16 protein-coding genes and 1 pseudogene are annotated in these 17,430 nt (G+C 59.2%); 9 read left to right on the top strand and 8 right to left on the bottom strand.

All coding sequences use genetic code 11. From position 1 onward, the window contains the following. Positions 1-4 precede the first annotated feature (4 nt). Positions 5-1,174, bottom strand: a complete 1,170-nt coding sequence (locus AC1RKH_RS27270) for an MFS transporter (RefSeq protein ID WP_493064345.1) — start codon at positions 1,172-1,174, stop codon at positions 5-7. 298 nt (positions 1,175-1,472) lie between these two features. Here AC1RKH_RS27270 and AC1RKH_RS27275 point away from each other — a divergent pair, with 298 nt between their 5' ends. Both AC1RKH_RS27275 and AC1RKH_RS27280 read left to right on the top strand, forming a co-directional pair. Next, positions 1,473-2,306, top strand: a complete 834-nt coding sequence (locus AC1RKH_RS27275) for an EamA family transporter (protein WP_493064344.1) — start codon at positions 1,473-1,475, stop codon at positions 2,304-2,306. 35 nt (positions 2,307-2,341) lie between these two features. Further along, positions 2,342-2,725, top strand: coding sequence for an MAPEG family protein (locus AC1RKH_RS27280; RefSeq protein WP_123426462.1), 384 nt, complete (start codon positions 2,342-2,344; stop codon positions 2,723-2,725). Between the two features lie 124 nt (positions 2,726-2,849). On the opposite strand, the gene mltA is transcribed toward AC1RKH_RS27280, so the two are convergent. Then, positions 2,850-4,034, bottom strand: coding sequence for a murein transglycosylase A (gene mltA, locus AC1RKH_RS27285; RefSeq protein ID WP_493064343.1), 1,185 nt, complete (start codon positions 4,032-4,034; stop codon positions 2,850-2,852). Positions 4,035-4,162: 128 nt separating this feature from the next. On the opposite strand from mltA, the gene AC1RKH_RS27290 reads away from it, so the two are divergent. Next, positions 4,163-4,612 carry a c-type cytochrome gene (locus AC1RKH_RS27290; protein ID WP_123426464.1) on the top strand — a complete coding sequence of 150 codons (450 nt, stop codon included), beginning with the start codon at positions 4,163-4,165 and terminating at the stop codon, positions 4,610-4,612. Positions 4,613-4,670: 58 nt separating this feature from the next. On the opposite strand, the gene AC1RKH_RS27295 is transcribed toward AC1RKH_RS27290, so the two are convergent. The 4 genes from AC1RKH_RS27295 to AC1RKH_RS27310 form a co-directional block, all read right to left on the bottom strand. Continuing rightward, positions 4,671-5,066 (bottom strand): DUF1090 domain-containing protein, encoded by a 396-nt coding sequence (locus tag AC1RKH_RS27295; RefSeq protein ID WP_493064342.1) that lies wholly within the window; start codon positions 5,064-5,066, stop codon positions 4,671-4,673. A 97-nt stretch (positions 5,067-5,163) separates the two neighbouring features. Beyond that, on the bottom strand, positions 5,164-6,846 hold the full coding sequence (gene ligB, locus AC1RKH_RS27300; protein ID WP_493064341.1) for an NAD-dependent DNA ligase LigB: 1,683 nt from the start codon (positions 6,844-6,846) through the stop codon (positions 5,164-5,166). Between the two features lie 206 nt (positions 6,847-7,052). After that, positions 7,053-8,243: a methionine adenosyltransferase gene (metK, locus tag AC1RKH_RS27305; protein WP_493064340.1), complete on the bottom strand. Its 1,191-nt coding sequence runs from the start codon at positions 8,241-8,243 to the stop codon at positions 7,053-7,055. Between the two features lie 18 nt (positions 8,244-8,261). After that, positions 8,262-9,257: an ArsR/SmtB family transcription factor gene (locus AC1RKH_RS27310; protein WP_493064339.1), complete on the bottom strand. Its 996-nt coding sequence runs from the start codon at positions 9,255-9,257 to the stop codon at positions 8,262-8,264. A 273-nt stretch (positions 9,258-9,530) separates the two neighbouring features. Here AC1RKH_RS27310 and tkt point away from each other — a divergent pair, with 273 nt between their 5' ends. From tkt to fba, 6 genes are all read left to right on the top strand, one after another. Next, entirely contained in the window at positions 9,531-11,528 is a 1,998-nt protein-coding gene (gene tkt / locus AC1RKH_RS27315) for a transketolase (RefSeq protein WP_123426468.1), read from the top strand. A gap of 151 nt (positions 11,529-11,679) precedes the next feature. Then, positions 11,680-12,765, top strand: a complete 1,086-nt coding sequence (epd, locus tag AC1RKH_RS27320; RefSeq protein ID WP_493064338.1) for an erythrose-4-phosphate dehydrogenase — start codon at positions 11,680-11,682, stop codon at positions 12,763-12,765. A gap of 25 nt (positions 12,766-12,790) precedes the next feature. Then, complete coding sequence (locus AC1RKH_RS27325; protein ID WP_123426470.1) at positions 12,791-13,954, top strand: phosphoglycerate kinase; 1,164 nt, start codon at positions 12,791-12,793, stop codon at positions 13,952-13,954. Positions 13,955-13,988: 34 nt separating this feature from the next. Beyond that, complete coding sequence (locus tag AC1RKH_RS27330; RefSeq protein ID WP_493064337.1) at positions 13,989-14,210, top strand: hypothetical protein; 222 nt, start codon at positions 13,989-13,991, stop codon at positions 14,208-14,210. 59 nt (positions 14,211-14,269) lie between these two features. Beyond that, a complete protein-coding gene (locus tag AC1RKH_RS27335) occupies positions 14,270-14,602 on the top strand; it encodes an MliC family protein (RefSeq protein WP_493064336.1) in 333 nt (110 codons plus the stop codon). A 280-nt stretch (positions 14,603-14,882) separates the two neighbouring features. Next, positions 14,883-15,947, top strand: a complete 1,065-nt coding sequence (gene fba / locus AC1RKH_RS27340) for a class II fructose-bisphosphate aldolase (RefSeq protein WP_123426473.1) — start codon at positions 14,883-14,885, stop codon at positions 15,945-15,947. 98 nt (positions 15,948-16,045) lie between these two features. Here the strand turns inward: fba and AC1RKH_RS27345 are convergent, their stop codons facing one another. Both AC1RKH_RS27345 and AC1RKH_RS27350 read right to left on the bottom strand, forming a co-directional pair. After that, positions 16,046-16,870: an aspartyl/asparaginyl beta-hydroxylase domain-containing protein gene (locus AC1RKH_RS27345; RefSeq protein WP_493064335.1), complete on the bottom strand. Its 825-nt coding sequence runs from the start codon at positions 16,868-16,870 to the stop codon at positions 16,046-16,048. 179 nt (positions 16,871-17,049) lie between these two features. Then, positions 17,050-17,259 (bottom strand): annotated as a pseudogene (locus AC1RKH_RS27350) (fructose-bisphosphate aldolase); the annotation flags it as partial. Positions 17,260-17,430: the final 171 nt, after the last annotated feature.

The raw sequence follows: 17,430 nt of genomic DNA on the forward strand, positions 1-17,430 counted from the left end.
TTATTTAGTTGGAAACATTGGCCGTCACTGCACTTCGGCGTTGCAGGTAGATGTAAAAAAGCGCCGTCAGTACGGTCAAGCCACTGACCAACGCGCCAGTCCACGGCAAGTCCGCCAAGTCCGCGCCACTGGCGACAACCAGCCCGCCAATCCATGCGCCGGCGGCGTTGCCCAGGTTGAACGCGCTCTGATTCAACGTCGAACCCAGGTTCGGCGCTTCATGGGCCTGATCGATGATCAACAGTTGCAGGATCGGGCACAGTGCAAAGGCGAACACCCCCCACAGCACAAGGGTGATGGCTGCCGGGATCACCGAGTGGCTGGTCTGGCTGAACGCGGCCAGTATCAGCATGACCGCGAGGGCCATGCCCACCAATGACGGCAGCAGGCGGCTGTCGGCCAGGCGCCCGCCGAGCATGCTGCCGGCGGTCAAACCCACGCCGAACAACAGCAGCATGATGGTCACGCCGTGCGGGCTGACGCCGGTGATGTCCTGCAGGATCGGTGCGATGTAGGTGAAAACGCTAAACAGGCTGGTGGACGCCAGCACACTCATGCCCAGCGCCAGCAGCACATTGGGTTTGCCCAGGACCTTGAATTCGCTCGCCAGGTTGGCCTTGTCCATGGCGATTTCTTTCGGCAGCCAGACCCACTGGGCGATGGCCGCAATCACACCAATCACCGACACCGCCCAGAAGGTCGAACGCCAGCCGGCGTATTGCCCGAGCGCAGTGCCCAGTGGTACGCCGAGCACGTTGGCCAGGGTCAGGCCGGTGAACATCATTGCAATTGCCTGGGCACGTTTGTTCGGCGCCACCAGTCCTGCGGCGACCACCGAGCCGATGCCGAAGAACGCGCCATGGCACAACGCAGTAATCACCCGCGCGGCCATCAACGTGGCGTAGTTCGGGGCCAGCGCGCAGAGGATGTTGCCGAGGATGAACATCAGCGTCATGCCCAGCAGTGTGGCTTTGCGCGGCATGTTGGCGGTGCCGACCGCGAGGATCGGGGCGCCGAACACCACGCCCAGGGCATAGCCGGTAATCAGCAGGCCGGCCTCGGGAATGCTCACGGCGAGGTCGCGGGCGACATCGGGCAGCAAGCCCATGATGACGAATTCAGTGGTGCCGATGCCGAAAGCGGCAACAGCCAGTGCAAGCAAGGCGAGTGGCATGCGCAAGGTCTCTGTCGATAGTCTTGACGCTCTGATCAGGCATACGCATGCGAACTCCCGATTCCGTGAGGATCGGGTAGCAGCAGAAATTTATTGGAATAAGTATGTGCGCAACTGAGTGCGGCGTGGTCGGTTGCAGTATAAACAGCTGCTGACATATGGCGAATCAATTCTCTGTCCCGGTCAATCTCGGTCAATGCAGGAGTTGCCGCAGGCTGCGATCTTTTGATTTTCAAGATCAAAGGATCGCAGCCTGCGGCAGCTCCGGAGGAGGTGGGGACAACATAAGGAGTGTGTCGTGCTTGCGACCGCGTTGGTGTTGGTGGCGGCGTTGTTGCACGCAGCCTGGAATACCCTGATCAAATTCAGTGCTGAACGGTTGTTGGTCGTGGCCTGCATGGACAGCGTGGCGATGCTGTTTGTCGCGCTGATGCTGGGTTTCGTAGCGCTGCCACCGATGGACATCTGGCCGTGGATTCTCGCTTCGGCGGCCTTCGAGTTGCTCTATCGCTATCTGCTGATCCAGGCCTATCGGGTCGGCGATCTCGGGTTGGTCTATCCGCTGATGCGCGGTTTGTCGCCATTGGTGGTGTTGGCGCTGACGCTGATCTTTGCCGGCGAAGTGCTGACGACCCAGCAGATTCTTGGCATTTTGCTGATCCCGTTCGGCATGCTGTGCCTGCTCTGGCAGGGCGGTGGCGGGGAGCGTTTGCCGTGGTCGATGTTGCCGGTGGTGGTGCTGATCGGCTTGTGCATCGGCTGCTACACCTTCATCGATGGGCAGGCATTACGGCGCTGGTCGCACCCGCTCGATTATCTGGTTTGGGTCACGCTGTTCAGTGCCTGGCCGTTCCCGCTGTTGGCGCTGGTGCGCAAGCGTCCGGCCTTTATGCTGTTCTGGCGTGAACAGTGGCGACTGGGTTTGAGCATCGGGTTCTGCGTGTTGTTCAGCTACGCTTTGGTGCTCTGGGCCATGCAGTTGGGGTCGATTGCCGAAGCGGCGGCGCTGCGCGAAATCAGCGTGATTCTGGTGGTGCTGTTCGGCATGCGTTACCTCAAAGAACCTTTCGGCAGGCCCAGGCTCTTAGCCTGTGGACTGGTACTGGCCGGCATGCTCGTGATGAAGTTCTGAGCGAACGTTCACAAAACTCTAAAAAGGAATCTGCAATGACTGTTGCTCTGTGGTGTGTATTGATCGCGATTTTCCTGCCGTACGTTTGCACCTCCATCGCCAAGATCGGGGGTAAGTTCGGGCTTCGGGATAATCATGATCCACGAGATTTTCTCGAGTCCCTCGACGGGTTTGCCAGGCGTGCCCACTGGGCCCAACTGAACAGCTTTGAAGTGACCCCGGCATTTGCCGCTGCGGTCATCGTTGCGCATTTGGCCGGCAATGCCGAGCTGGTGACGATCAACGTGCTATCGGTGCTGTTCATCACCAGCCGTCTGCTTTACATCATCTGTTACCTGGCGGATTGGGCGATCCTGCGTTCGCTGGTGTGGTTCGTCGGTATGGGGCTGATCGCCAGTTTCTTTTTTGTGTCGATTTGAATCTGGCCTGGGTTTTTGGTGTTGCTACAGGCCTCATCGCGAGCAGGCTCGCTCCCACAGGAGAATGCATTCCAATGTGGGAGCGAGCCTGCTCGCGATAGCAACAGTCCAGTCGACACAATGCTTAAGGGGTGGTTTTTACCGTGTCGGTCACCTGCGGGAGTTGCGGCAGCGGCGCGCCTTTTGGCCAGAGCATCCAGATTTGCCCTTGCTGTTTCATGTCGCCGGCCAGTTGCCCGGCGGCATCGCCCGTGCCCCAGAACAGGTCGGCACGAACTTCGCCGGTGATCGCGCCACCAGTGTCCTGCGCTGCGACGGGGCGTACCAGTGCGCTGCCATCAGGGCGAGTGGTGGATAACCACAACAGGCTGCCCAGCGGAATCACCTTGCGATCCACCGCTACGCTGTAACCCGAGGTCAGCGGCACGTTTAGCGAGCCGCGCGGGCCTTCGTTGCTGTCAGGATTGCGGTTGAAGAACACATAACTCGGGTTGCTGCCGAGCAGTTCAGGGATGCGCGTCGGATGGGCCTTGGCCCAGGCGCTGATAGCGCTCATGGTCACTTCTTCTTTTTTCAGCTCACCCTGATCCACCAGCCAGCGGCCGATAGGGCGGTACGGGTGACCGTTCTGGTCGGCATAACCAATGCGCAGTTGGCGGCCGTCTTCCAGTTGAATGCGGCCCGAGCCCTGGATCTGCAAAAACTGCAGGTCCATCGGGTCGGTCAGCCACGCCAGCACAGGTGCCTTGACCCCTTTGGTTTCAATGGCGGCGGCATCGTCATAAGGCTTGAGTACTCGACCTTCAAGGCGGCCGCGCAGGCGCTTGCCTTTGAGTTCCGGGTAAATGCTCTCCAGGGAGACGATGATCATGTCATCCGGCACGCCATACACCGGCACGTTGGCCACCGGGTTCTGTGTCAGGCTGCCTGGATAGACTGGCTCGTAATAACCGGTGATCAAACCATTGGCGTTGCCGCCGGAAGACCGCAGGCCGTAGACCTCCAGGTGTTCCTTGAGAAAACCGCGGATGGCGTCGGCGGCTTGCGGTACGTTGGTGGCCGCCGCGCAAGTCGCGCCCCAGACCGGGTCGGACTTCAGGCGGGTACAGGCACTACGCCAGGAGCCGAAACCTGCCAGCAAGTCGTTATCGGACACCGTCGGCAAGGCTTCCCAGGTCGCGCTGGAATAGGTAGCGATGGCGTGGGTTTGTGGTTTTGCGGTGTCGCCACTGTTGCAACCGGCAAGCAGGGCGACCATCGGAAGGGTCCAGACCAGACTGTTGCGCCAGACCTTGAAACGGCTGTTCATGCGGTACTTCCTTTACAGGTTGTCCGAGCGCTTCCAGCGTTCAAACAACCCTTATTGTTAATAGGGCTATTGGTCTTTGTCGGCGACGCGAGGATACTGGCCGCCGTTTCCCGTGACGTGAAGCCACCATGACTCTTAAAAGACTTTCTGTTGTATTGCTGGCCTGTCTGACGCTGTCCGCCTGTGGCGGTGTCGATCCGAACTCGCCGCTGGGTCAGCGCAAGGCAATCTTCAAGCAAATGCTCAAAACCGGCGAAGACCTGGGCGGCATGTTGCGTGGACGCATTCCGTTCGACGGCCCGCGTTTCACCGAAGGTGCGGTCAAACTCGACGCCTTGTCCCATGAACCGTGGAAGCATTTCCCGCAGGTTCGCGAGGACGGCAAAACCAGCGCCAAAGACGATGTATGGCAACAGCAGGCGCGTTTCCAGGACATGGCCCGCACACTTGAGGCCGCCACCGGTGAGTTGGTGATTACCAGCAAGGTTCAGCCGTACAAGGTCAGCAACCTGGGGCCGGCCGTGCAGAAAGTCGAAGACGCCTGTAGTGCGTGCCATAAACAGTTTCGTGATCACTGATTTATAAAAGATCGTAGCCTGCGGTGCTCCTACGTGAGGGCGTGTGATTCTCTGGCCGTTACTTGTCCAGCTCATCCAGCGCTTGCTGCAATTGCTTACGGGATTCGGCGAGTTTGTCTTTGCGTTTGTTGATCTTCTCGGCATCGCCCTTTTTCATGGCCTTGTCGAGGTCGGCCTGACGGAGGCTGACTTCGTGCTTGGCGTCGAGCACCTTGTTCTCGCGCTCTTTCTTCAAGGCAGCGTCGGTGCAGTGGTCGGTGACTTCGTTCAGGGCTTTTTCCAGGCCCGCCTGTTGATCGGCGTTGCCATGGGCCTTGGCCTGTTCGATCTGGGTGCTGATGGACTGGCGCTTGGCGGCGCATCCCGTGAGCTCAGGGGGTTCTTCGGCAGCCATCAGCGGTGCTGCCATGACGCCGCAAAGGGTCAGAACGGCGAGCGGTGAAAGAAATTTCATAAAGGCTCCGTTTAAAAAAACATCAGATCGGCGAGCCGATGGGCTGTTGGAGCGCATCGATACCTATTGGGTTCAAAACTGCCGGATCTCTGAACATCTAGAAACCGTCTATTCCGGCAGCGTGTAATTGTTCGCTCAAGGCCAGCACCTGCGGGTCGCGGAAAAAAGCGCTCAATTGCGCAGCGCGCCCCGGGCCGATTCCGGCTTCGGTCTGCCATTGCCCAGTGTCTCGTTGCGCTAGCTGCTGCCATGAGTCTGCAAGTCTGGCCTCACCCGTAGGCGGCAAGCCCAAGGCCTTCAGCCAGCGTGAAAAGGGTTGTTGCCGGGCGCTTTGCAGGCTATTCAGCAAACGGACACTGCTGCGCTCGCCGAAGCCGTCAATGTTAGCAAGCTCTTGGGCATCGAGGGTCAACCAATCGAGCAGCCCCTTGAGACGCCCGGCACTGATGAGTTTTTCCCAGGTGCCGGGGCCTAGATGGTGCAGCGCCAGGCCTTGCTTGCCACTGAGCCAGGTCAGCCGTGCGAGAAACTGGCTTTCGCAGCCCGGTGTCGGTTGCCAACAGCTGAGGTAATGGAAGTCTTCTGCACGGGGTGCGATCACCTCTGGTCGTTCAGTGCTGCGCAACACCACGCTGTCGAGCCGTGGGATGGTCAACCCGGCAAGACTGATGGCGACCTGATCACCAGGGCGAATATCCATATCCTGCCAACGCTGCAGCGAGCTGACGCTCACACGTTTGATCTGCCGGTCATCCAGCATGACTGGAGCAAGCTCCAGGACCGGAGTAATGCGCCCGGTACGACCGATCTTGAAATTGACCTTGCGCACGTCAGCCAGTGCCTGGGCGAAAGGGTACTTCCAGGCCACGCTCCAGAACGGCGCTTTCGCCTGCCAGCGCTCTGCCGCCGGGCGCTGGCTCTGACGCAAGACAATGCCGTCGCTGGCAAACGGCAGGGGCGTGCGATACCAGTGATCACGCCAGCGCTCGGCGTCGGCAAACGTGCTGACGGGTTGGCTATAGCGCTCACTGTCGGCGAAGCCTGAGGTTTTCAGAAAGGCCAGACGCGCCGGCAAGCTGGTCGGACCTTGCGGCCAGTCCCAGACGAACAGCCCGATCCCGTTGGCGTCCTCCGTGCTCAGCTCTTTACGGGCCATCAATCCGGCCACGGCGCTACGGGCGTTCAGGCTGCCACTTTTCGCTTGTACATGATCTGTCAGACGCCAATAGAGCTCGCCTTGTAGCAGCAGGTCCAGCGGCTGCGGCAGTTGCTGGGGGATTGCGGCGATCTTGCGCGCCGAGGCTGTCCAGTCCTGCCCATTGATCCCGTCACCACGGCTTATCGCCTGCTGCAGTTGACCCTCACGGTAAATCAGCGTGACCGCCACACCATCGACTTTGGGCTGAACCCAGATATCGTCGCGTGACTTGAGCCAGGCTTCGACGGCCCGACCGTCGATAAGTTTTTCGAGGCCTGTGTGGGGGATTGGGTGGGTAACCGTGCCGCGGGCGGTACGTAGCGGATTTTCAGCTGTTGAGGTCGGCTCGAAGCACGCCCGCCAGGCTTTGAGGCGGGCGCGGGATTGGTCGTAGAGTTCATCGGCGACCAGCGAGTGTCCCTGTCGGTGATAGCTGTCGTCCCAGCGTTCGATTTGCTGTTGCAGCACCGTGATTTCGGCTTGAGCCCGGATGGGGAGCCAGTCGGGGCAGGTAGTGGCGTGAGCGTTCAGGCCAGCAACTATCAGCCAAAAACCGATCAACAGACGAAGCGTGGGCAGCATCATGAGCATCCTTGCTCGAGTTGGATGCCTGAAGGTTAGATCAGCTGTGAAGCCTGCGAGCGCAGGTGTTTTGCAGTGTGTTTCGAGAGAGGAAGGCGTACATCTGTAGGAGCTGCCGCAGGCTGCGATCTTTTGATCTTTCCAATACCCATGAAAAAGCCCCGCACGGCGAACCGTGCGGGGCTTTTTGTGCCGCCAGGAAAGTCTTACAGACCGGCAGCGGCGCGCAGGGATTCGGCGCGGTCGGTTTTTTCCCAGGTGAAGGTGGTGAAAGTATCGTCACCCACAGTCTTGGTTTGCGGAGTACGACCAAAGTGGCCGTAGGCTGCAGTTTCCTGGTACATCGGGTGCAGCAGGTCGAGCATGGTGGTGATCGCGTATGGACGCAGGTCGAACACTTCGCGGACCAGTTTGACGATTTTGTCGTCGCTGATCTTGCCGGTGCCGAAGGTGTTCAACGAGATCGAAGTCGGCTGAGCGACGCCGATGGCGTAGGAAACCTGAATCTCGCAACGCTCGGCCAGGCCGGCAGCAACGATGTTCTTGGCGACATAACGACCGGCGTAAGCAGCGGAACGGTCAACCTTCGATGGATCCTTACCGGAGAATGCGCCACCACCGTGACGGGCCATGCCGCCGTAGCTGTCAACGATGATCTTGCGACCGGTCAGGCCGCAGTCGCCCACCGGGCCACCGATGATGAACTGGCCAGTCGGGTTGATGTGGAACTGGGTGTCCTTGGTCAGCAGTTCGGCAGGCAGCACGTGCTTGACGATCAGCTCCATCACGCCTTCACGCAGGTCTTTGTAGGAGACCTCAGGGTTGTGCTGGGTCGACAGAACAACCGCGTCGATACCGACAACCTTGCCGTTTTCGTAACGGCAAGTCACTTGCGACTTGGCGTCCGGGCGCAGCCAAGGCAGCAGGCCGGATTTACGGGCTTCGGCCTGACGCTGCACCAGTTGGTGCGAGAAAGTGATCGGTGCTGGCATCAGCACGTCGGTTTCGTTGCTGGCATAGCCGAACATCAGGCCCTGGTCGCCGGCGCCCTGATCTTCAGGCTTGGCACGGTCAACACCCTGGTTAATGTCAGGGGACTGCTTGCCGATGATGTTCATCACGCCGCAGGTCGCGCCGTCGAAGCCGACATTCGAGCTGTTGTAGCCGATGTCGAGGATCACGTTCCGAACGATGTCTTCCAGATCGACCCAGGCCGAGGTGGTGACTTCGCCGGCGATGATCGCCACGCCCGTTTTCACCAGAGTCTCGCACGCCACACGGGCGAACTTGTCTTCAGCAATGATGGCGTCCAGCACCGCATCAGAAATCTGGTCGGCGATTTTGTCCGGATGCCCTTCAGACACGGACTCGGAGGTGAAGAGGGAGTATTCGCTCATCTCGATGTTTTCCTGAATTTACCGATGGTGAGTGTCGCCAGCCGGTCGCTGAAAATGGCGGACCTGGATCTGGAAACCATTACGTAAGCCTACATAGAGGCTTTCCCCGGGAACGAGTCCCGCAGCGGTGGCCCAACGGGCCAAATCGTCCTGTTCAAACCCCAACCAAAGATCACCGCAGGCCTCCCTGGCCCAACTTTGGTTGTGGCTACATAACTCTGTCACTAACAGGCTACCGCCTGGTTGCAGCAAGCCGGCCATGTGCTTGAGCGCATCGGCTGGCGCGGCGAAATGGTGCAAGACCATGTTCAGTACAACGCAATCGGCTACCAGGCTTACGCCATTCAATGCATCGGCCAATTGCAGGCTGACGTTAGCCAGCTTTTCACGTTCGCAGACCTGACGCGCCAGTTCGAGCATCGCCGGGCTGTTGTCGAGCGCCGTAACCTGACTGAAACGGCGCGCCAGTTCCGGCAGGAAGCTGCCATCGCCGGGGCCGACTTCAATCGCTGTGGCGCCTTCGTTGAAACTCAACTTGTCGAGCAGCGCCAGCACGCTTTCGCGGTACTGCGCCAAGCCGGCGATCAAGTCTTGCTGGGCACGAAACTTTTCCGCAACCCGTGAGAAAAAATCCTGGCTGGCAGCGGCTCGTTGCCCGTGGACCTGGCTGATCCGCGCCTGCACATCGCTGGGCAGGGTCAGGTTGTCCACTTCTTCGAGCAGTGCCGCGTGCAGCTTGCCGCCCAACAGTTCGGTGTGGGGCAGGGCGCGACGATAAAAAATAGCGTTGCCTTCGCGGCGGGTCGCTACCAGGTCAGCCTGGGCCAGCACCTTCAAGTGGTGGCTCATGCCCGATTGACCGGTGGCGAAGATTTGCGCCAGCTCCAGCACGCCGAACGAATCGTTGGCCAATGCGCGCAAAACATTCAGCCGCAACGGATCGCCGCCGGCCTTGCACAGGGCCGCCAGCTCATCGCAATCGTCATGGCGAATGGAAGGCACGCGTAAGTTCATAAGGCCAGCAGTCTAGTGATGCGCTGAAATCCCCGCAAGGCCAATATCAAAAAGTTTTGATATTGCTCGATAGATGGCACTTCCTGGGCTGCGCTTCACTCTACAAACGAAGCGCGGAAAGGTTTCACCAGGCGAATCCGCATTTATCCACAGGAAAAACACCCCGGATCGACTATCTGTCATTGCCCCGAGGCGTCCGGGTGAGGGAAAATGCTCGCCTTTTTTCCGTTCCGTTTTATTCACTCTCGATTCAGAATCCGCAGGAGAACAGCGATGCCCAGCCGTCGTGAGCGTGCCAACGCCATTCGTGCCCTCAGCATGGATGCCGTGCAAAAAGCCAACAGCGGCCATCCCGGTGCCCCTATGGGCATGGCGGATATCGCCGAGGTGCTTTGGCGTGACTACCTCAAGCACAACCCGAGCAATCCATCGTTTGCCGACCGCGACCGGTTCATCCTGTCCAACGGTCACGGCTCGATGTTGATCTACTCGCTGCTGCACCTGACCGGCTACGACCTGTCGATCGATGACCTGAAAAGCTTCCGCCAACTGCACAGCCGCACCCCGGGTCACCCGGAACTCGGCTACACCCCGGGCGTTGAAACCACCACTGGCCCGTTGGGTCAGGGCCTGGCCAACGCCGTGGGTTTTGCCCTGGCAGAAAAAGTCTTGGCCGCGCAGTTCAACCGTCCTGGCCACAACGTTGTCGACCACCACACCTACGTGTTCCTGGGTGATGGCTGCATGATGGAAGGCATTTCCCACGAAGTCAGCTCCCTGGCCGGTACGCTGGGCCTGGGCAAGCTGATCGCCTTCTACGATGACAACGGCATCTCCATCGATGGCGAAGTCGAAGGCTGGTTCACCGACGACACCCCGAAGCGCTTCGAAGCCTACAACTGGCAAGTGATCCGCAACGTTGACGGTCACGACCCGGAAGAGATCAAGACCGCCATCGACACCGCGCGCAAAAGCGCGCAACCGACGCTGATCTGCTGCAAGACCACCATCGGTTTCGGTTCGCCGAACAAGCAAGGCAAGGAAGACTGCCACGGCGCCCCATTGGGTGACGCGGAAATCGCCCTGACCCGCGCCGCGCTGAAGTGGAATCACGGCCCGTTCGAAATCCCGGCCGACATCTACGCCGAGTGGGACGCCAAGGAAGCCGGTCGCGCTGTCGAAGCCGAGTGGGATCAGCGTTTCGCTGCCTACTCCGCCGAATTCCCTGAGCTGGCCAATGAGCTGGTTCGTCGTCTGAGCGGTGATCTGCCGGCTGACTTCTCCGAGAAGGCTGCGGCTTACATCGCTGAAGTGGCGGCCAAAGGCGAAACCATCGCCAGCCGTAAAGCCAGCCAGAACGCCCTGAACGCGTTCGGCCCGCTGTTGCCGGAAATGCTCGGCGGCTCGGCTGACCTGGCCGGCTCCAACCTGACCCTGTGGAAAGGCTGCAAAGGCGTCAGCGCTGAAGACGCCAGCGGCAACTACATGTACTACGGCGTTCGCGAGTTCGGCATGACCGCCATCATGAACGGTGTTGCCCTGCACGGCGGCCTGGTGCCTTACGGCGCAACCTTCCTGATGTTCATGGAATACGCCCGCAACGCCGTGCGTATGTCGGCCCTGATGAAGCAGCGCGTGATCCACGTCTACACCCACGACTCCATCGGTCTGGGCGAAGACGGTCCGACTCACCAGCCAATCGAGCAACTGGCCAGCCTGCGTTGCACGCCGAACCTCGACACCTGGCGTCCAGCCGATGCCGTTGAATCGGCCGTGGCCTGGAAGTGCGCCCTGGAGCGTAAAGACGGTCCTAGCGCACTGATCTTCTCGCGTCAGAACCTGCAGCACCAAACCCGTGACGCGGTGCAGATCGAGCTGATCAACCGTGGTGGTTACGTGCTCAAGGATTGCGCGGGCGAGCCTGAGCTGATCCTGATTTCGACCGGTTCGGAAGTCGGTCTGGCCGTTCAGGCCTATGACAAACTGACTGAACAGGGCCGCAAGGTGCGCGTGGTTTCGATGCCTTGCACCAGCGTGTTCGATGCTCAGGATGCCGGCTACAAGCAAGCGGTTCTGCCGTTGCAGGTCAGCGCGCGTATCGCCATCGAGGCTGCTCACGCGGACTACTGGTACAAGTACGTGGGCCTGGAAGGTCGCGTCATCGGCATGACCACCTACGGCGAGTCGGCGCCTGCGCCTGCCTTGTTCGAAGAGTTCGGCTTCACCCTGGAAAACATCCTGGGTCAGGCTGAAGAGTTGCTGGAAGACTGATCCAGAAGTTGTTTTGTCTGCTTTGACGCTATCGCGAGCAAGCTCGCTCCCACAGGGATGTACGCCGTCCATGTGGGAGCGAGCTTGCTCGCGATGACAATCGAACATTCAACGCTGAACTGACGGATTCACCCAGGTAATCGAGAACCCCATGCCTCAACCGCGTCCTTACAAAGTTGCACTCAACGGCTACGGCCGGATTGGTCGTTGCGTCTTGCGTGCTTTGTTCGAGCGAGGGGCGGCGGCCGGTTTTGAAATTGTTGCGATCAACGATCTGGCCGACATGGCCAGCATCGAATACCTGACACGCTTCGACTCCACCCACGGGCGTTTTCCCGGTGAGGTGAAGGTTGACGGCGATTGTCTGCATATTAAGGGCAACTGCGTGAAGGTCCTGCGCAGTGCCACCCCCGAAGGCATCGATTGGGCGTCGCTGGGCGTCGATCTGGTGCTGGAGTGCTCCGGCGCTTACCACACTCGCGCAGACGGCCAGCGTTTCCTCGACGCCGGCGCACCGCGAGTGCTGTTTTCCCAGCCGATGGCCAGCGAAGCGGATGTCGACGCCACCATCGTCTACGGTGTCAATCAGGATTGCCTGACCGGCGATGAACTGCTGGTGTCCAACGCGTCCTGTACCACCAACTGCGGCGTGCCGCTGTTACGTCTGCTGGATCAGGCCTTTGGTCTGGATTACGTGTCGATCACCACGATTCACTCGGCGATGAACGATCAGCCGGTGATCGACGCCTACCACCACGAAGACCTGCGCCGCACCCGTTCGGCGTTCCAGTCGGTGATCCCGGTGTCCACCGGTCTGGCGCGCGGTATCGAACGCTTGCTGCCGGAACTTGCCGGGCGAATTCAGGCCAAAGCCGTACGCGTACCGACGGTCAACGTGTCTTGCCTCGACATAACGATGCAAACCGTCACCGACACCGACGCCACCGAGGTCAACCGGATCCTGCGCGAGGCTGCCACCAGCGGCCCGCTCAAGGGGCTGTTGGCGTACACCGAATTGCCTCACGCCAGTTGTGATTTCAACCATGACCCGCATTCGGCGATCGTCGATGCCAGTCAGACCCGTGTTTCCGGCCCAAGGCTGGTGAACGTGCTGGCCTGGTTCGACAACGAATGGGGTTTTGCCAACCGAATGCTGGATGTTGCAGAACACTATCTGCAAACAGCTATCAAGCTCTCTGTCTCTCAGCTTTCTACTTCTCAAAAACCTGCTCTCTAAAACAGCTATCCAGGAAATGCGACCCATGACCGTGTTGAAGATGACCGACCTCGATCTGCAAGGTAAGCGCGTATTGATCCGCGAAGACCTCAACGTCCCAGTCAAGGACGGTGTTGTCACCAGCGATGCGCGAATCCTGGCCTCGCTGCCGACCATCAAGCTGGCCCTGGAAAAAGGCGCTGCCGTGATGGTCTGCTCGCACTTGGGCCGTCCGACCGAAGGTGAATTCTCGGCCGAGAACAGCCTCAAGCCAGTGGCCGACTACCTGAGCAAGGCCCTGGGCCGTGAAGTGCCGCTGGTGTCCGACTACCTGGGCGGTGTTGACGTGAAAGCGGGCGACATCGTGCTGTTCGAGAACGTGCGCTTTAACAAGGGCGAGAAAAACAACGCTGACGAACTGGCCCGGCAATACGCCGCCCTGTGCGACGTGTTCGTGATGGACGCCTTCGGCACCGCTCACCGTGCCGAGGGTTCGACCCACGGCGTGGCCAAGTTCGCCAAAGTCGCCGCCGCTGGCCCGTTGCTGGCTGCCGAACTGGACGCACTGGGCAAAGCCCTTGGCGCCCCGGCCCAGCCAATGGCGGCCATTGTTGCCGGCTCCAAGGTCTCGACCAAACTCGACGTGCTGAACAGCCTGAGCCAGATTTGCGATCAACTGATCGTCGGTGGTGGCATCGCCAACACCTTCCTGGCCGCTGCCGGTCACCCGGTCGGCAAGTCGCTGTACGAGCCAGACCTGCTGGACACCGCCCGCGCCATCGCCGCCAAAGTCAGCGTGCCATTGCCGGTCGACGTGGTGGTTGCCAAGGAATTCGCTGAAAGCGCTACCGCGACCGTCAAGCTGATCGCCGACGTGGCTGCCGACGACATGATCCTCGACATCGGCCCACAGACTGCCGCGCACTTCGCTGAACTGCTGAAGTCGTCGAAAACCATTCTGTGGAACGGCCCGGTCGGCGTGTTCGAATTCGACCAGTTCGGTAATGGCACCAAAGTCCTGGCTCAGGCCATCGCAGACAGCTCGGCGTTCTCCATCGCGGGCGGCGGCGACACCCTGGCAGCTATCGATAAATATGGCGTTGCCGGGCAAATCTCCTACATTTCTACCGGCGGTGGCGCGTTCCTCGAGTTCGTCGAAGGCAAAGTGCTGCCAGCCGTTGAAGTCCTGGAAAGCCGGGCAAAGGCCTAAGGGTCATCCATTGGCCAGGCAAAGGAGTGTTTACATGGTCAAGACGTTAGCGACATTGATCGCGACGGGTGTGCTGGCAGGCTGCGGGAGTACTCCGAAAGCCGCGCCGGAACACGAAACCGGCGCGCCAGACAAGGGCTGTTACCAGGCCGACTGGCAAGCGGAAACCAACCCTGTGCTCAACAAGCGTTCCGGGCCGGATGGCCTGGATAAATACGAGACACAGACCCCGGCCAAGGAACATGGTTGCCCCTGACCGGTCTGACTCACTAACGCCCAGTGCTGGTGGCGTGTGCCGCCAGCCGAGGAACATTGATGAAAGGCTTGATAGCCGTGGCGTCGCTGGCAGTGCTTGCCGGTTGCGCCAATATGAACCCGTTTGCCTCGTCGCCCGCGCCTGACGCCTGGACGACCTGGGTTTGCGACAGCCAGGCGCAAGTGCTCTGGCGTTACACTGACACCAGCCGCAACGCGGTTGACGTGCGCCTGGCTGGCAACGATCAGGTGTACCGCTTGAAGCTGGAGCCCACAGGCAGTGGCTCGCTGTACAGCGATGACAAACTGGCGTTTCACGTAAAAGGTGAGGAAGGCCTGGTGTACTGGGTCGCCACCAACGATTTGATCGGCCGCGGCTGTAAAGCGCAGTAAGCACACGAAATTGATACACCACAGATCCATTGTGGAAGCAGAGCCAAATGTGGGAGCGAGCTTGCTCGCGATAGCGGTCTGACAGTCACGGCACTGTTGGCGGCCAGGCCCTCATCGCGAGCAAGCTCGCTCCCACAGTGGTTCTGTGTCAGTACACGAGATTTTGGCACCACCGAATTCGCAGACCGGCCTTACCCCCGATCTGCAATAACTTGAATAGCAGTCGCCGCTACGGCAGGCTTGCACGATTAACGACCCTCAACCGGGAGAGACACACACCATGGCACTTATCAGCATGCGCCAGATGCTGGACCACGCAGCCGAGTACGGCTACGGCGTTCCAGCCTTCAACGTCAACAACCTTGAGCAGATGCGCGCCATCATGGAAGCCGCTGACAAGACTGACTCCCCGGTGATCGTCCAGGCTTCGGCCGGCGCCCGTAAATACGCTGGCGCGCCATTCCTGCGTCACCTGATTTTGGCGGCGATCGAAGAATTCCCGCACATCCCGGTGTGCATGCACCAGGACCACGGCACCAGCCCTGACGTCTGCCAGCGCTCCATCCAACTGGGCTTCAGCTCGGTGATGATGGACGGTTCCCTGGGCGAAGACGGCAAGACCCCGACCGACTACGACTACAACGTCCGTGTTACCCAACAAACCGTAGCCATGGCTCACGCCTGCGGCGTATCGGTAGAAGGCGAGCTGGGCTGCCTGGGTTCGCTGGAAACCGGCATGGCCGGTGAAGAAGACGGTATCGGCGCAGAAGGCGTGCTCGATCACAGCCAAATGCTCACCGACCCGGAAGAAGCCGCTGACTTCGTCAAACGCACTCAGGTCGACGCCCTGGCCATCGCCATCGGCACCAGCCACGGCGCCTACAAGTTCACCAAGCCACCGACTGGCGACGTGCTGGCCATCGACCGCATCAAAGAAATCCACAAACGCATCCCGAATACCCACCTGGTGATGCACGGTTCTTCTTCGGTACCGCAAGAGTGGCTGGCGATCATCAACCAGTACGGCGGCGACATCAAAGAAACCTACGGCGTACCGGTTGAAGAAATCGTCGAAGGCATCAAGCACGGCGTGCGCAAGGTCAACATCGACACCGACCTGCGCCTGGCCTCCACCGGTGCGATGCGTCGCCTGATGGCCACCAACCCGAGCGAATTCGACCCACGTAAATTCTTCGGCGCCACCGTCACCGCCATGCGCGACGTGTGCATCGCACGTTATGAAGCGTTCGGTACCGCCGGTAATGCTTCGAAGATCAAACCTGTTTCGTTGGAAGCGATGTTCCAGCGTTATCTGAAGGGTGAGTTGAACGCCAAGGTTAACTAAACCTGAGCGTTAAACAGCACTAACGAAAAACCCGCCGAGAGGCGGGTTTTTTGTAGGCTGAGAGTGACGAGGTAACTAAGTTTTTTCCGTTTTTACGCTTACTGAATAAGTTTCCAGTTTTTGTAAAAGAACCGGCGCAAGGCGAAGGCTGCTCCCGCAAACGAAGCGACGATACCGTTCAGGATAAAAGAGGCCCAGGACGGGCGCAGTATGTCGAGAAACAGGCAGTAGCGCTTGGCGTCGTTCTTGTTAAAGGAGGCGTGCAACAGGGTGTCGTCAAAGATGAACAGCGGATCGTCGTGCCAGTAGTGCTTTTGCTTCCTGACTTGAATGTACACACCGTCATGATGGGCGGCCGGCATGATGTTGTAGAGCACGCGGTACATCATGCGCAATGGCCCAAAGTGAAAGGACGTTGACTGGTTTTCATTGAAAACCGATACGCCGATGGTCTTTATATAAGGCAATTTTTTCTGAAGTGCGGGGATGTTGAGTTCGGTATCGATCGTGCGGCCATACCATTGGAAGAACAACATGCCACGCTTTTTCTGGGCCATGCGCGCGTCGAGGAATTCAATGATCTCTTCCTTGTGAGCCATGGCGGTTTCAATCACATAGTTGATATCGCGCTGATGGCTTTCGGGAAGGTCGCGCAACTTGTAAACATAGCGGCTTGGTTTGCACAGCAGATCGAAAAAAGTATTCAGCGGCGCGAGCAGCCATGTATTACGGCCGCCACCTATAAAATACTTTTTGACGATGTCGATATCGAATATGCCATTGCGCAGAAAGTCATATATACCGCAAATACAAAGCACAACAAGAAACCAAAGGGTTGCCACCGGAAAACAATAAATAATGGCTGCAATACCGAGAATGGTGATCGCCGAGACTGCTTTCTTGCGGATGACTCGAGTGTTCATGGAACTCAGTTCCCCTGAGGTGGCGCGGGTATTCGGATTGGAAAAATGCCGATAGGTTCGGCATTATATTCGCCGTCACAAGGGCTCATTCTGTAATAAATGTTTCTTATTTGTAAAGAATTCTTAAAAATGAGGTGGGCAGATTTATTGGGTCTGCCCCCCGTTTTTTGGCCAGGCTTTCAGCCATTCGCGGGCTCGTCAAACCCTCGCTGCTCAATTACCTCAAACACATCGGTAATGTCCTGAACCATCAACCGTGCCACATTGGTGACCGTGTTGATGTCGCGTTCGGCGTAGTCGGGCAGGCTGGTGCAGGCCATGAGGGTGAGGTAACTGAGGACGGCGTGCAAGCGTTCGCTGACGCAGGCATGGAGTTCGCGCAGCGGGGCGAGCCTCCTCTCCACACTGGGAGAATTCCTACGGGGTTTGCGGACGTCAAGATCAAAAGATCGCAGCCTTCGGCAGCTCCTACGTCGAGCGGGGCCCCGTAGATACTCTGTTTCCGGTCAAGCTTTCGCGAAGTGCTTTTCGCTGAAAAGCTTGGCCGTATCAAAATCCTC

The sequence above is a fragment of the Pseudomonas sp. GW822-FHT06B12 genome (genome assembly GCF_058799675.1).

Excerpts from the sequence above, each read along its gene's own strand:
- AC1RKH_RS27270 (WP_493064345.1), bottom strand. The coding sequence starts at position 1,174 with ATGCCACTCGCCTTGCTTGCACTGGCTGTTGCCGCTTTCGGCATCGGC.
- AC1RKH_RS27280 (WP_123426462.1), top strand. The coding sequence starts at position 2,342 with ATGACTGTTGCTCTGTGGTGTGTATTGATCGCGATTTTCCTGCCGTAC.
- mltA (WP_493064343.1), bottom strand. The coding sequence starts at position 4,034 with ATGAACAGCCGTTTCAAGGTCTGGCGCAACAGTCTGGTCTGGACCCTT.
- AC1RKH_RS27290 (WP_123426464.1), top strand. The coding sequence starts at position 4,163 with ATGACTCTTAAAAGACTTTCTGTTGTATTGCTGGCCTGTCTGACGCTG.
- AC1RKH_RS27295 (WP_493064342.1), bottom strand. The coding sequence starts at position 5,066 with ATGAAATTTCTTTCACCGCTCGCCGTTCTGACCCTTTGCGGCGTCATG.
- ligB (WP_493064341.1), bottom strand. The coding sequence starts at position 6,846 with ATGCTGCCCACGCTTCGTCTGTTGATCGGTTTTTGGCTGATAGTTGCT.
- metK (WP_493064340.1), bottom strand. The coding sequence starts at position 8,243 with ATGAGCGAATACTCCCTCTTCACCTCCGAGTCCGTGTCTGAAGGGCAT.
- AC1RKH_RS27310 (WP_493064339.1), bottom strand. The coding sequence starts at position 9,257 with ATGAACTTACGCGTGCCTTCCATTCGCCATGACGATTGCGATGAGCTG.
- tkt (WP_123426468.1), top strand. The coding sequence starts at position 9,531 with ATGCCCAGCCGTCGTGAGCGTGCCAACGCCATTCGTGCCCTCAGCATG.
- epd (WP_493064338.1), top strand. The coding sequence starts at position 11,680 with ATGCCTCAACCGCGTCCTTACAAAGTTGCACTCAACGGCTACGGCCGG.
- AC1RKH_RS27325 (WP_123426470.1), top strand. The coding sequence starts at position 12,791 with ATGACCGTGTTGAAGATGACCGACCTCGATCTGCAAGGTAAGCGCGTA.
- AC1RKH_RS27330 (WP_493064337.1), top strand. The coding sequence starts at position 13,989 with ATGGTCAAGACGTTAGCGACATTGATCGCGACGGGTGTGCTGGCAGGC.
- AC1RKH_RS27335 (WP_493064336.1), top strand. The coding sequence starts at position 14,270 with ATGAAAGGCTTGATAGCCGTGGCGTCGCTGGCAGTGCTTGCCGGTTGC.
- fba (WP_123426473.1), top strand. The coding sequence starts at position 14,883 with ATGGCACTTATCAGCATGCGCCAGATGCTGGACCACGCAGCCGAGTAC.
- AC1RKH_RS27345 (WP_493064335.1), bottom strand. The coding sequence starts at position 16,870 with ATGAACACTCGAGTCATCCGCAAGAAAGCAGTCTCGGCGATCACCATT.